Consider the following 12956-nt stretch of genomic DNA (forward strand, 5'->3'; position numbering starts at 1 on the left):
TTAGACTCCATGATGCGTCGCCTGAAACACCGAGATGTTGTCGCTTAGCCAATCGGTTACCGGGCGCGGAGCGTGGCCAGTCAACTCGCGAACAGTTGACGTGGTTTCTGCGAGGACCGATTCGTAGAAAAGGCGATCCAGACCGAGCAGCAGGTCGGCGACAAATTCGTTGAGTCCAGACGCCATCAGCTTCTCACGCTGCTCCGCAGGGCTTCGGTGCTGATATGTGACGAGACGTCCAAGCAGTCTGGACATTTCATTTGCTATCTCAGGCATGCTGACCGCGATTGGCCCGGTCAGATGATAGGCGCGCTGGGACGTTAAGTGCGCGTCGTCGAGAAGCACAGCGAAAGCCGAGTCCGCCACATCGCGCGTGTCGATCAAGTTGACCAATCCATCGCCGGCTGCCCCGCCCCATGCGTCATTGGCGACTGGAGCGCCAGCCCGTGCCAGGATATCGACGAAACTCGATGGCCGCAAAACCGTGAAGCCTACGTCGCAGGCCGCAAGATGCGCCTCAATTTGCGCATGCCAGTCGAACGGATGTAGCCGAGACGGTGGTCCCAACACGGACAATTTGACGATGTGGCCTACGCCGCCGGCCACGGCTGCGTCGATCAGCGCAATTTCATTGGCGACTTGCCGGGGGGACGTGCCGTGGGCGAGGAACAGACGGTCAACTCCGCGCAGCGCGTTGTCCAAAGTCGATCGCGCATCGAAGTCCACGGTCGCAAGCGAAACTCCGGACGGCAGACGTCCAGCATCCGACGTGCGGGTCAATGCCACAATCTCAACCGGTTCCGTGAACAGTTTCGAAATCAAGGCGGAGCCCACGCGACCTGTGGCTCCAGCAACGGCAATGCGCGTGCGGCCGGCGCCACGCTGGGAGGGGTTGAACATCCGGATAACCTTCCGTATCTTGGAACGATCAGTTCAAGATACGTGGAACGATCGTTCCATGATGTCAAGTGGGAATGGCATGAGTGGAAAACCCCAATTCGATGACGATGCCGTGATCAATTCCGCGATGGATGTGTTCTGGCGTCACGGCTATTCGGCTTCGTCGATCGATCAACTGACGACAGCGATGGGCTTGTCGCGGTCGAGTATGTACAAGCGATTTCAAGACAAGGACGGGCTATTCGAAGAGGTCCTTTCGGCTTACATCGAGCGCGTCGAGCGGCGCATGAGCGCCGTTCGAGGCGAGACGAAGCGCCAACAGCTTGAAGCGCTGTTGCACGAATTCTTGCCCAGAGCGGGCAAGACGGCGCGGCCCGCTGGATGCATGCTGGCCCGATCGTGCGCTGAGATGGTGGACCTGCCTCCGGCAGGCCAGTCGGTCGCGCGGCAGGGACTTACGCGGCAGCGCGCGATCCTCGGCGGCATTTTACGCGAGGCGGTCGCAAGTGGAGAATTGGCGGTGACAGCTGACATCGACGGATTGGCGTGGCACTACCTCGGTGTGTTGCAGGCGATAATGAATTTGCCGCAAGCCGGCGCGACTGTTGGCGAGCTTCGCCGTGTCGTAGAACTTGCAATGTTGGCATGGCCGTTCCTCCCGCCTGCGAGCCAATCCAGGCCTACATAGGGGCATCGAGCGATCGCTCCATGATGATCGTGCGCTCATCGCCAAAGTAGCTGTCGCGCACGGCCTTGAACCCGAGCCGCGCGTAGAACGATTCCGCGGTGACCGAAGACGGGACGGTCAACAAAGCGATCTCTCGCTCGCGCGCGATGCGCTCGATCTCGGCCATCAGGAACTTGCCGATCCCCTGCGCCTGAACGTCGGGAGCCACGAAGACCGTGCGGACGACGCTTCCGTCAAGGCTCGCCGTTCCAACGACGCGGCCGCCAAGGGCGGCAACAAGGACCGTGCGTTTGCGGATCAGCTCCAGAACGGCGGTCGGGCTGAAGCTATGCTCGACCCGTTCGATGATCTCGTCTGTGTAATCCCTCGCATTTGTCACGCGCAGTGCGCGCAGAATGACGGCGCTGATTTCGCCGCTATCCTCTTCGCGCGCCGGGCGGATGCTGCAATCCATGAATCCCTCCACCTGCCCGGCAGTCGCTAGCGTTCACTGCACCATCGCCGCAGCGATCTTCTCCGCCGACATCAGCACCGGGAAATTGGTATTGGCGCATGGCACCACGGGGAAGATCGAGGCGTCGACGACGCGCAGGCCCTGAACGCCTTTGACGCGGCCTTGATTATCGACCACCGCCATCGGATCGTCGGCCCGGCCCATGCGGCATGAGCACGAGGCGTGCCACACCCCGATGGTCGCCTTGCGGACGAAGGCTTCCAGCGCATCGTCGTCGTTCATCACCTGGTCGAAGGTGAAACCTTCGACGACGAAATTGTCGATCAGGTAGTGGCGCAGCGCCGCCGGCCCGTCCATCAAGGTCGCGGCGATCTTGGTCAGGATCCTGTTCTTGGTATTGACCACGCCGATCTTGCGCACCTTGTCCGTATAGGCGGCCGGAAACGGCTTGTCCGTCACCGCTTTCACCACGTCGCTCATCTGCACGGCCGCCATCTTGCGGAAGCCGCTCATCAGGCGATCGAGGTCGCGGCGGTCGGACAGCAGATTGAACTCGACGATCGGCTCGGCGGCGGGATCGCGCGAGGCGAGCTTGACCTGTCCGGTCTCGGAATAGGTCTTGTTGACGAAGGTCAGCAGCGAGCCGATCTGCTCGCCGACCGCGTGCCAGGCCGATTTGCTGAGCAGGACGACGAACATGTCGCCCTTCGGTACGCCCGACAGCCCGGATGAATAACGCAGGCCAAGCTGCATGTGGCGCCTGGTGTGCTCGTTCATGCGCGCGCCGCGGCGGACAAAGGACGACAGCGAAATCGAGGGATGATCCATCAGGCGCTGACCGACGCCTGTCAGCCCCATCAGGACCGGAATGCCCATATCCTTGAGGTGACCGACCGGGCCGATGCCGGCGCGCAGGAGATGCGCCGGCGAATGGATGGCGCCGCTGGACAGGATGATCTCGCGGCCTCGGAATTCCTGTTCCCGTCCGTCGACCATCGCCTTCACGCCGACGCATTGCGTGCCTTCGAACAGCAGCTCCCTGACCTGCGTGTTGGTGGAGATGGTGAGATTGGCGCGCTTGCGCGTGTCACGATCGAGATAACCCATCGCGGCCGAGACGCGTTGCTCGGCCTGATTGGAATGCGTCACCGGAAAATAGCCGTCGACGAACTCGCCGTTCTGGTCCGGCACGAACTGATGGCCGGCCTGCTGGAAGGCGTCGGCGAACGCCTGCGAATGCCGCGTCCAGTGCTCACGCGGAATTCTGCGTACCGGAATTCGGCCGTTCTTGCCGTGGTACGGGCCGTCGAAATCGAGGTCGCGCTCGACCTTCTTGAAGAAGGGCAGCACGTCGTTCCAGCTCCAGCCGTCGGCGCCCCGCGCGTCCCATTCATCGTAGTCGGTCGGTGCGCCGCGGTTGGCCATCTGGCCGTTGATCGACGAGCCGCCGCCGAGCACGCGCGCCTGCTCGTATTTGCGTAAAGGAGGACGCGCTTCGTTCGGATTGTTGTGGCTGACGATCTGGGTCGTGACCTTGAGTTCGGTCCAGTGGAAGCGGGGATCGAAATAGGCCGTGCCCGGATAGCTGTCCCTGATCTCGGCGGGCTCGTTGCCGGGCGGTGTGTCCTGTCCGGCCTCGCACAGCAGGACCTTGTTCGCGCTCTTTGCGGAGAGCCGGTGGGCCAGCACGGACCCCGCCGAGCCGCCGCCGACGATAATGAAGTCGTACACGATTGGCGTTTCCTCTTGGTCTTGTCCGGGAAACGTAGCGTGTTATTTTCCCGAGGTCACGTCGGCATTGCCGCGACAGTTCGTAACTCGCATTGCTTGCCTGGCAACCACGATCGTGTAATTCTTCTGGCAGCGCCGATTTGATCCTCAGCTTGCGGGCGCTTCTACAAATGCAGCTAAAGAGACGTAGCTAAATTGACTAGCCAGTCCTGCATCCCCCGCATAGCGAGAACGATCGGCCATTCCGAATGGGAGGGGCCAAATGAGATTTGCTGCCATCGCGGATGTGCATGGGAATCGTCCGGCACTTGAAGCCGTCCTTGCGGACATTGCCATGCTCGGCATCGCTGAGGTCGTGAACCTCGGCGACCACGTCAGTGGCCCGCTCGAGGCAGCCAGGACCGCGGACCTGTTGATGGCGAGGGGCTTTCCGTCGATACGGGGCGACCAAGATCGAATCCTCGTCGAGCTCTGGCAGGCCGGCGGCTCCGCTCGCAGCGATTTCCGTCAGCTCGCGCGCAAGCACTTCGACTGGATGGCAAGCATGCCGTCCACGCTCATGTACAAGGGACGGGTGTTCCTGTGCCATGGATCGCCAAGGGATGACGCAGCTTTCTGGCTCGACCACATCGCCGACGACGGCTGCCCGCGTCCGAGCGGCATCGACGCGATCGAGGCTGAAGCTGAGGGGATCGACGCCGAGATCATCCTGTGCGCCCACACCCACATTCCGCGCGTGGTGCGTTTGAGGGATGGACGTCTGGTCGTGAATCCCGGCAGCGTCGGGTTGCCCGGTTATGACGGGAAGGCGCCCGTTCCTTACGTGGTCGAGGTCGGTACGCCGCATGCGTGCTACGCGATTCTGGAGCATGCCGGCGCAGACTGGTCCGCGACGATCCGCTACGTGCCCTACGACACCTCGGCTATGGCCGCACTGGCGCGCAGCAAAGGCATGCTCAGCTGGGCAAGCGCGATTGCGACGGGTTGGGTTCAGCGCGAGCAGGCCTGCCGCTAGGCAACAGCAAGACCGTCAGTTCGGACACGGTTGTCCCGCAGCGCCCCACAGGGCCATGTCCTTGACGTGGTCCTCGAAGGTGCCCGGTGGGGTCGTGCGGCCAGCTCCGGGCGCCCATCCGCGCGGGATGAAGCCGTTCAGCGATGCGTCGTGCCGTAGATGCGCCAGCAGGCCCACAGCGTCGCGGCCGCCATTGCGCTTGGGGTCCTTCAGCTGCGTACAGATCTCGGCGCCGCTCTTGCCGAACCAGATGAACTCGACTGGCGCCAGCTGCCAGTCGATACCGGCACGCGGCGGTGACGGCGCCGGGTCGTTCGCCTGGGTAGAGGTCATGTGACAGGTCGAGCAGGCAACCTTCTCGGCCCCGATGCGGCTGTCGCCGCCGTGGATGTTCATGCCGTGGACGCGCGGCCTGGTTTCGCCTGCCGGCGTCCAGATCGGTATGGCCTTGGCGTCGACGTGGCAGTTGGCACAGCGCGGATGGGTCACCACGGCTTCAATCCGCTTCCAGGCCTCCAGACCTTCGGCGCGGCTGACGCTGCCCGGCGGCAAAGCGTCCTTGTTCGCTTCGTCCTTGGCCGCGACAATCCCGGTGAGAGCCGCAATTGTCGAAGCGGCGAAAGCGAGCACAATGAGAGAACTCTTCATGGCTCGCCTCACACGAAATCGATGAACTTGTTGAAAGGCATTTCGCGGATGCGCTGCCCGGTCGCGGCGAAGATCGCGTTGGCGAGTGCGGGGGCGGCTGGCGGAACAGGCGGCTCTCCGACGCCTCTCACCTTGGGATCGTTCTCGAGCCCGCGAACTTCGATGACGGGGCATTGGTAGATCCGCATCGCTTCGTGGTGATTGTAATTGGTCTGCTGCACCGCGCCCTTGGCGTAGGTGAGCTCGCAATTGATGGCGTGGCCGAGGCCCCAAATGACGCCGCCCTGCACCTGGTTCTCGAAGTTGACGGGATCGACCACCTTGCCGACGTCGACAGCGACCCAGACCTTGTCGATCCTTATGCCTCGCTCCGTCTTCGTGACTTCGACGACTTCGGCTGTCGGCGTGCCGAAGGATTCAACGAACGCGACGCCGCGGCCCCTACCGGCTCCGAGTGGTCCCTTCCAGTCCGACATTTCCGCGACCGTTTCCAGCACCTTGCGATAATGCGGCACGGTGCACATCACGATGCGCGCCTTCATGGGATCGAGACCCGCCGCGTGGATCAGCTCGTCGATGAAGCTCTCGGTAAAGAAGCCCGATGTCGAGGCGCCGACCGACCGCCACGTGGTGCTCGGCGAAAGCCCCTGCGCCTCGTAGCTTGTGGCCCGGAAATTGGGGATGTCGTAATAGACATTCCACAGGCCGGCAGCCAATTGCCCGTCGGGATCCTTCGAGGGTGTGCCCGAACGCTCGAGCAGCCCCTTGAGCGGAGCAGTCGAGGCCAGTTGCAGATCGGCTGCGACGATCTTGCTCTTGTCGATGCTGCCTCGGTGCCGGGCGATCGCGATCTGCCGCGGAATGTCCTGGAGGAAATCCTCCTCGCGCGAGAACACCAGCTTGATCGGCGTTCCCTTCATCTGATTGGCGATCTCGGCGACAACGCGGACGTTCTCGTATTCGAGACGGTGGCCGAAGCTTCCACCCGTCCACTGATTGTGGAAGGTGACCTGTTCCGGCTTGAGGCCGATCGCCGTCGCCGCGACATATTGCACGAAACGGGGGCTCTGATGGCCGACCCAGATCTCCATCCCCTTGTCGGTGACGAGGCCGATCCCGTTCAACGGCTCGAGCGGCTGATGCCCCACATAGGGCGCGCGATATTCGGCCTCGACAAGCTTGCCCGTCTTCAGCCCGGCTTCGATATCGCCGGTCTTCCGCCACTCCTTGCCCAGGAATTCAGGCTTGAACGAGGATTCAAGAACCTTCCAATGATCCGCCTGCTCGGCGGGATAGGCCGAGGGCGCCCACTCGCAAGTGACGGCGTCAACCGCCTTCATCGCGTACCAGCTGTTCGTGGCGATCACCGCGACGCCATTCTTGATTTCCAGGATCTTCTTGACCCCCGGCATCGATCGCGCCTTGCTGGCGTCGTATGACTTCAGGGGTTGGCCCTTGCCAGGGTTCAGCTTGACGGCGGCATAGAGCATGCCGTCCATCTTCTGGTCGATGCCGAACTTCAGCTCGCCCATGACCTTCGCGCGAACGTCGAGGCGCATCATCGGCTTGCCCAGCATGCGCCATTTCGACGGATCGCGCGGCTTGGCATCGAGCACCGGCGGAATCTTTGCGGCGTCCACGGAGAGATCGACGTAGGCGATCTTGGTGCCGTTGGGCAGGATCACATGGCCTGATTGGGTGCGCAGGTCGGCCACGGCGACACCCGAACGCTTGGCAGCGGCGGCCTTCAGCGTCTCGCGCGCGACCGCGCCGGCAACGCGCAGCTTTTCATAGGTGTCCGGCAGCGTGCTCGACCCGCCGGTCATCTGCAGGCCGGACTCTCTCAGCCATTCGAGCGTCTTGGCGCGCGCTTCCTCGGCGGCGGGACTTTGGTCCGCAGCCACGAACGGTGCGAACTCGTCGGCAAAACCGGTGTTGAAATAGGCGGGGCTGGGGCCGGCGAAGCGAACTTCGAACTGGCCGGGATCGAGGTCCATCTCTTCGGCGATCATGATCGGCTGCACCGAGCCGACGCCCTGGCCGATATCGGCGTGCTGGGCGATCAGCGTGATTTTTTCGGGGCTGATCTCGACCCAGGGATTGAAGGTCACGGAGTTCGGCCCGAGACTGGTGCTCAGGGGATTGTCACTGGCAGTCGCGGCTTGTGCTGCGTCGCTATAGGAACCGAACGCGATGCCGCCAGCCACGGCGGCGGAACCGAAAACGAAAGTGCGGCGGGAAAGCGTCTGAAGTCCCATTTCACTTCCCCACCATCTTTGCGGCAGCCGCGTGGATCGCGGTGCGAATGCGCGGGTAGGTGCCGCAACGGCAGAGGTTGCCGGACATCACTTCGTTGATGTCCTCGTCCGTCGGCTTGTCGATCAATCCAAGCAGCGAGATGGCCTGCATGATCTGGCCGGTCTGGCAGTAGCCACACTGCGGAACCTGATGTTCGATCCAGGCCTGCAGAACGGGATGCTGCTCCCTGTTGTCCAATCCTTCGAGCGTGACGACCGACTTGCCGGCGAGATCGCCAATGCGGGCCTGGCAGGATCGCACGGCGGCTCCGTCGATCTGGACGGTGCAGGCACCGCATTGCGCGACGCCGCAGCCATATTTCGGACTGGTGATGCCGAGCTCGTCGCGGAGCACCCAGAGCAGGGGCATCTCGGGAACGACGTCGACCTGGCGCTTGGTCCCGTTGACCGTGAGCTCGATCATGTCGATGTTCCTTTCGCGCGTCCTCGCGGGACGTGAGGTCGAACAGGCACGCTCCAGCGAGCGTCGTCGAAGGTTGGACCGGCGTGGTCAGCGTGCCGCGCAAGCGCCGATGCTGTCAAACGACGACCCCGCAGCATTTGCGAATTCGCACGAAGAGTATGGTGTGAATTTTTGCCGCGCCTTTGGCGCGATTGACAATCGATTCAATTGCCGCTGATCGTCTGGAAGGGCGATCAGGGCAGGAACGGCACCGGATTGGCCGCGCGGTAGACCAGATTGATCAACGTGTTGATGTCGAACACCGGAAGGCCCGAGACTTCGGCAACGTCCTTCGAGAACGGGCACATGTTGGTGCATTCGAACAGGATCGCACCCGGGTTTTTGCAGGACGCCATGAAGGCTTCCGTCATCTCGATCATCTCGGCGCGCAGCACGTCGGTGTCCAGTTCCTCGCGGCCGAGAATGTAGGTTGCGGGAAACTGCGCATCGGGCTTCATGCCCTGGATCTGGACGGGGATCTCGTCCGGCGACCAGCCGACACCGCGGAAATGCCCCTCGTTCATGTGGTGGCCGCGTTCGGTGAAGATGCCGATGACCTTGCCCGGCGGCAGCATGGCATGGATCAACGGTGCCTGGATCAGGCTCGAGGTGAAGACCGGGATGTTCACGGCGGCCGCGAGCTGTTTCTGGAATGGCGCGAGGAAGCCGCAGCTCGTCGTGATCGCCTTGACGCCGTCGGCTTCCAGCTCGCGGGCCGCCGCGATGAACGGCTCGAGCAGGGCGGGATCGGGGTGGTCACCCATGATCCTTGTGGCGTGTGCGCCGCGCACGATCTTGTAGCGCACCGGGAAATCATAGGAGAGCGCATTGCCGATGTCGCCGCGCGGGCGCGGGAAGCGGGTATCGAGCATCAGGATGCCGATCGTCTCGCCGTAATTCGTGAAGCCGCCGCGGAGTTTCATGGGTGTCCCCACCGATTCGGAATGGTCTTGCCAGGCAGTCTAATGCGTCTCGTGAAACCGGCTGAGAAAGGACTTCAGCCGTTCGCTGCGGGGCTGGCGGATGGTCTCTTCGGGCGTGCCGATCTCGGCCATGATGCCGTCGTTCATGAAGCCGACGCGGGTGGAGACGTCGGCGGCGAAGGCCATCTCGTGCGTCACCAGCACCATGGTCATGCCTTCGCTCGCAAGGCTGCGGATGACGGACAGGACTTCGCCGACGAGTTCGGGATCGAGCGCCGAGGTCGGCTCGTCGAACAGCATCACGTCTGGCTTCATCGCGAGCGCACGCGCGATCGCGACGCGCTGCTTCTGGCCGCCGGAGAGGCGGCTCGGAAAGGCGTCGGCCTTGTCGGCGAGGCCGACCTTGGCGAGCAAATCGCGGCCAAGCGCATCGGCGTCGTTTCGCGCCATGCCCTTCACCTGCACCGGCCCCTCTGTGACGTTGGCGAGCACCGACATGTGCGGGAACAGGTTGAAATGCTGGAACACCATGCCGACGCTGCGCCGAAGCAGCGCGAGCTGCGCATCGCCGGCGGCGCGCATGCCCTTGCCGAAGGCGAATTTATGCGTGCCGATGGCAAGCTCACCCTGCTGCGGCATTTCCAGGAGGTTCAGGCAGCGCAGGAAGGTGGATTTGCCCGAGCCGGAGGCGCCGATCAAGGTGACGACCTCGCCGCGGGCGACCGAGAGCGAGACGCCCTTGAGCACCTCATGGTCGCCGAACGCCTTGTGGATGTTGTCAGCGATCAGAGCACTCATCGATGCGCTCCCATTTTCAGCTCGACCCGGTCGGCGACCAGCGTCAGCGGGAACAGCACGACGAAATAAAGTATGGCGATCGTGGTGTAGACCTCGAGCGGCTTGTAGCTCGACGCCGTGATGACTGTGCCCTGATAGAGGAGGTCGCCGACCGCGACCACCGACACCAGCGAGGTGTTCTTCAGCTGCATGATGGTCTGGTTGATGAAGGAGGGGATCATCACCTGCGTCGCCTGCGGCAGCACGATGCGGCGAAAGATCTTGCCGCGGCGCATGCCGATGGCGCGGCCGGCCTCCCACTGGCCGGTGTCGACGGCTTCGATGCCGCCGCGGAAGATTTCCGCATAGAACGAGCCGGCATAGAGCGACAGCGCGATGAAGCAGGCCATCGCCGGCGACATGTCGACGCCGATCAGCACGGGCAGGGCGTAGTAGACCCAGATCAGCTGCACCAGCAGCGGCGTGCAGCGGAACACCTCGATATAGAGACGCAACGGCACCGTGACCCAGCGCGGTGCCGTCGTGCGCAGGATGCCGACGAACAGTCCGATGGCGAGCCCCGCGACCACCGTGGTCACCGTGTAATACACGGTGACCAGGAGCCCTTGGCAGATCAGGCCCCAATACGGCTTGAGCGCCGCGAAGTCCCAGACGTACATCGATCGACCGTCAGAACTGCACTTCGGGCGGGAGATCGTCGACGGTGAGGCCGACCGCCTCAAAACCCTTGAGCATCCATTCGCGGGTCTGGCCCATCGCGCGGTTGTAGTCGGCCCAGGCGCTGAGGAAATCCTTGTAGCGGCGGTCGCTCTCGGCGCGGATACCCATGTTGGTCGGCAGCGTCAGCAGCGGCCGCGGAATGGCGAGATCGCCGAGGTTCGGATTCTTCTTCAGGGTCGAGACCGAGAGCACGGCCAGCGAGACGTTGCAGTCGGCGCGGCCGGTCGCAACCGCCAGGATCGCCTCGTCGCGGTTCTTGAAGCCGAGGATGGTCGCCTTCGGACAGTAGCGGCGCGCGATCGTCTCATGGGTCGAGCCGATGTCGACGGCGATCTTGACCTCGGGCTTGTTGAGCTCGGCCCAGGTCTGCGGCTTGGCAAAGCCCTTCTTGGTGATGACGGTGAAGGAGTGCACCAGGATCGGCGTCGAGAAGTCGATGACGAGCGCGCGCTCCGGCGTCGGGTTCACGGCGAAGGCGAGGTCGACCTTGTCGGCCTGGAGATCGAGGATCTGGTTGCCCCAGGTCGATTCCAGCGTCTCGACCTTGGCGCCCAGCTTGCCGGCGATGTCCTTGGCCATGTCGATGCAGGCGCCCGACCATTCGTTGGTGGCGAGGTCCTTATGGAAATAGGGCTCCTGGCCGACGATGACGGCGACGCGCAGCACGCCATTCTTCTTGATGCGGTCGAGCGTGGAGGCCGGCGCATCGGCCCTGGCCGAGCCGCTCGCGGCGGCGATCGCTGCGCCTGCCAGCGCGACTGTGGTGAGAGCATCCCTGCGATTCATGGTCTTTGTCTCCCTGGAATCTGGGTCGGATCGTGTCCGGCCTCTGGACTATTTCTGTATTCAGGATAAAATGCAATACGGTATTTCGAGTTGCTGGCCATTTGGGCGGCAAGGCAGAAATGAGCCCAATATCTTGGCAGGATTGCGCAAAATTCCTGATAGGGTGGGGTTGTAAATTGCATTTAAGTCTGAATACAAGACTGAACGCAATGTGGAAGTGAGCTGAAGGAGAGGCCTGTGCGCGCCCTATTCGTCGATGCGAACGAGACCCTGGCAGCGGTGACCGACAAGCTGCTGGCCTCGCAGAAGCTGCCGGTCAGCATCAACCGCAATCCCTCGATCAAGCCCGACGATCTGCCCGGCCTGCTCGGCGATGCCGAGATCATGATCGTCGACCACACGGCGGTGCCATCAGCGATTGCCGAGAAGTGCGCGAAGCTGAAGCACGTCGTCTTCCTCGGCACCGGCGCGCGCAGCTACATGAATCCGGAAGAGCTCGCCGAGCGCGGCATCTCCGTCCACACCATCAAGGGTTATGGCGATACGGCCGTTGCCGAATGCGCGATCGCGCTGATGTGGGCGTCTGCGAAGAGCTTTGGCGAGATGGATCGCGGCATGCGCGAGGGCAACTGGCTGCGCCGTGACGCGGTTCAGCTCACCGGCAAGACGCTCGGGCTGATCGGTTTCGGCGGCATCGCCGCGGAAGCCGCGCGCATGGCGGCGGGCTGCGGCATGAAGGTGATCGCCTGGAACCGGACGCCGAAGACGCATCCGGGCGTCGAGTTCGTCTCGCTGGAGAAGCTGCTCGCCGACAGCCACGTCGTCTCGCTGCACCTCCTGCTCAACGACGAGACCAAGGGTTTCCTGTCGCGCGAGCGCATCGCACAGATGCGCCCCGGCAGCATTCTGATCAACACGGCGCGCGGCGCTGTGGTCGATGAAGACGCAATGCTGGATGCGCTGCGCTCCGGCCACATCGCCCATGCCGGCCTCGACGTCTTCACCGTCGAGCCGCTGCCGGCGGGGCATCCCGTAACCAAGCTGCCGAACGTGACGCTGTCGGCGCATTCGGCGTTCCGCACGCCCGAGGCGAGCGACAACCTCATCGGCGCGGCGCTCGACCACTGCCGCCGCATCATCGCCACCGGCAAGTAAAGTTAAGGACATCCCATGTCTGATATCACCCGCATCGACCAGAACGCCCGCCGCAGCCGCGCTTCCGTGTTCGGCGATCTCGTTTTCCTCGCAGGTCAGGTGGCGGACACCAAGACCGCTGATATCACCCAGCAAACGAAAGAGGCGCTGGCGAAGGTCGACGACATGCTGGCGCGCGCCGGCACCGACAAATCGCGCCTGCTCAGCGTGCAGGTCTGGCTTAGGAACATGGACGATTTCGACGCCATGAACGCGGTCTATGATGCCTGGGTCGTGCCGGGCAACACGCCGACCCGCGCCTGCGGCAAGGTCGAGCTCGCCGATCCCGCCTTCCGTATCGAGGTGATCGCAATCGCCGCACGTAGTTGAGGCTCGGCC

The 12956-nt window shown here is 63.2% G+C and carries 15 protein-coding genes; 5 read left to right on the forward strand and 10 right to left on the reverse strand.

Annotated elements, in window-relative coordinates; genetic code table 11:
• Positions 1–900 carry an NmrA family NAD(P)-binding protein gene (locus AB7Z56_RS07950; RefSeq protein ID WP_063981337.1) on the reverse strand — a complete coding sequence of 300 codons (900 nt, stop codon included), beginning with the start codon at positions 898–900 and terminating at the stop codon, positions 1–3.
• Between the two features lie 79 nt (positions 901–979).
• Between AB7Z56_RS07950 and AB7Z56_RS07955 the strand changes: the two genes are divergently transcribed.
• Entirely contained in the window at positions 980–1588 is a 609-nt protein-coding gene (locus AB7Z56_RS07955) for a TetR/AcrR family transcriptional regulator (protein ID WP_063981338.1), read from the forward strand.
• Here AB7Z56_RS07955 and AB7Z56_RS07960 read toward each other — a convergent pair.
• Positions 1581–2042: a GNAT family N-acetyltransferase gene (locus tag AB7Z56_RS07960; protein WP_063986122.1), complete on the reverse strand. Its 462-nt coding sequence runs from the start codon at positions 2040–2042 to the stop codon at positions 1581–1583. The two genes, AB7Z56_RS07955 and AB7Z56_RS07960, sit on opposite strands and share 8 nt — an antisense overlap.
• A 33-nt stretch (positions 2043–2075) precedes the next feature.
• The gene (locus AB7Z56_RS07965) at positions 2076–3773 is read right to left on the reverse strand and encodes a GMC family oxidoreductase (RefSeq protein ID WP_063981339.1); all 1698 of its coding nucleotides are present in this window, start codon (positions 3771–3773) and stop codon (positions 2076–2078) included.
• Between the two features lie 262 nt (positions 3774–4035).
• Here AB7Z56_RS07965 and AB7Z56_RS07970 point away from each other — a divergent pair, with 262 nt between their 5' ends.
• Complete coding sequence (locus AB7Z56_RS07970) at positions 4036–4788, forward strand: metallophosphoesterase family protein (RefSeq protein WP_063981340.1); 753 nt, start codon at positions 4036–4038, stop codon at positions 4786–4788.
• 15 nt (positions 4789–4803) lie between these two features.
• On the opposite strand, the gene AB7Z56_RS07975 is transcribed toward AB7Z56_RS07970, so the two are convergent.
• Genes AB7Z56_RS07975 through AB7Z56_RS07985 form a run of 3 tightly spaced genes read right to left on the reverse strand, consistent with a single transcriptional unit; the run spans position 4804 to position 8157 of the window.
• Positions 4804–5436, reverse strand: a complete 633-nt coding sequence (locus AB7Z56_RS07975) for a hypothetical protein (protein WP_063981341.1) — start codon at positions 5434–5436, stop codon at positions 4804–4806.
• 8 nt (positions 5437–5444) lie between these two features.
• The gene (locus AB7Z56_RS07980; protein ID WP_441256180.1) at positions 5445–7694 is read right to left on the reverse strand and encodes a xanthine dehydrogenase family protein molybdopterin-binding subunit; all 2250 of its coding nucleotides are present in this window, start codon (positions 7692–7694) and stop codon (positions 5445–5447) included.
• Between the two features lies 1 nt (position 7695).
• Complete coding sequence (locus AB7Z56_RS07985) at positions 7696–8157, reverse strand: (2Fe-2S)-binding protein (RefSeq protein WP_167768222.1); 462 nt, start codon at positions 8155–8157, stop codon at positions 7696–7698.
• On the opposite strand from AB7Z56_RS07985, the gene AB7Z56_RS07990 reads away from it, so the two are divergent.
• Positions 8156–8374, forward strand: coding sequence for a hypothetical protein (locus tag AB7Z56_RS07990; RefSeq protein WP_135216107.1), 219 nt, complete (start codon positions 8156–8158; stop codon positions 8372–8374). The two genes, AB7Z56_RS07985 and AB7Z56_RS07990, sit on opposite strands and share 2 nt — an antisense overlap.
• A 16-nt stretch (positions 8375–8390) precedes the next feature.
• On the opposite strand, the gene AB7Z56_RS07995 is transcribed toward AB7Z56_RS07990, so the two are convergent.
• Genes AB7Z56_RS07995 through AB7Z56_RS08010 form a run of 4 tightly spaced genes read right to left on the reverse strand, consistent with a single transcriptional unit; the run spans position 8391 to position 11423 of the window.
• Positions 8391–9119 (reverse strand): aspartate/glutamate racemase family protein, encoded by a 729-nt coding sequence (locus tag AB7Z56_RS07995; protein ID WP_063981343.1) that lies wholly within the window; start codon positions 9117–9119, stop codon positions 8391–8393.
• A gap of 39 nt (positions 9120–9158) precedes the next feature.
• Complete coding sequence (locus AB7Z56_RS08000) at positions 9159–9917, reverse strand: amino acid ABC transporter ATP-binding protein (protein WP_063981344.1); 759 nt, start codon at positions 9915–9917, stop codon at positions 9159–9161.
• Positions 9914–10576: an amino acid ABC transporter permease gene (locus tag AB7Z56_RS08005; RefSeq protein WP_063981345.1), complete on the reverse strand. Its 663-nt coding sequence runs from the start codon at positions 10574–10576 to the stop codon at positions 9914–9916. The genes AB7Z56_RS08000 and AB7Z56_RS08005 overlap by 4 nt, the downstream gene beginning before the upstream one ends.
• 10 nt (positions 10577–10586) lie before the next feature.
• Entirely contained in the window at positions 10587–11423 is an 837-nt protein-coding gene (locus tag AB7Z56_RS08010; RefSeq protein WP_063981346.1) for a transporter substrate-binding domain-containing protein, read from the reverse strand.
• A gap of 237 nt (positions 11424–11660) precedes the next feature.
• On the opposite strand from AB7Z56_RS08010, the gene AB7Z56_RS08015 reads away from it, so the two are divergent.
• Together AB7Z56_RS08015 and AB7Z56_RS08020 are read left to right on the forward strand one after the other, a co-directional pair.
• Positions 11661–12578 carry an NAD(P)-dependent oxidoreductase gene (locus tag AB7Z56_RS08015; protein WP_063981347.1) on the forward strand — a complete coding sequence of 306 codons (918 nt, stop codon included), beginning with the start codon at positions 11661–11663 and terminating at the stop codon, positions 12576–12578.
• 15 nt (positions 12579–12593) lie between these two features.
• A complete protein-coding gene (locus AB7Z56_RS08020; protein WP_063981348.1) occupies positions 12594–12947 on the forward strand; it encodes a RidA family protein in 354 nt (117 codons plus the stop codon).
• The last annotated feature ends 9 nt before the right edge of the window (positions 12948–12956 follow it).

The organism is Bradyrhizobium sp. 482_C4_N1_8 (assembly GCF_052075965.1).
Taxonomy (GTDB): domain Bacteria; phylum Pseudomonadota; class Alphaproteobacteria; order Rhizobiales; family Xanthobacteraceae; genus Bradyrhizobium; species Bradyrhizobium barranii.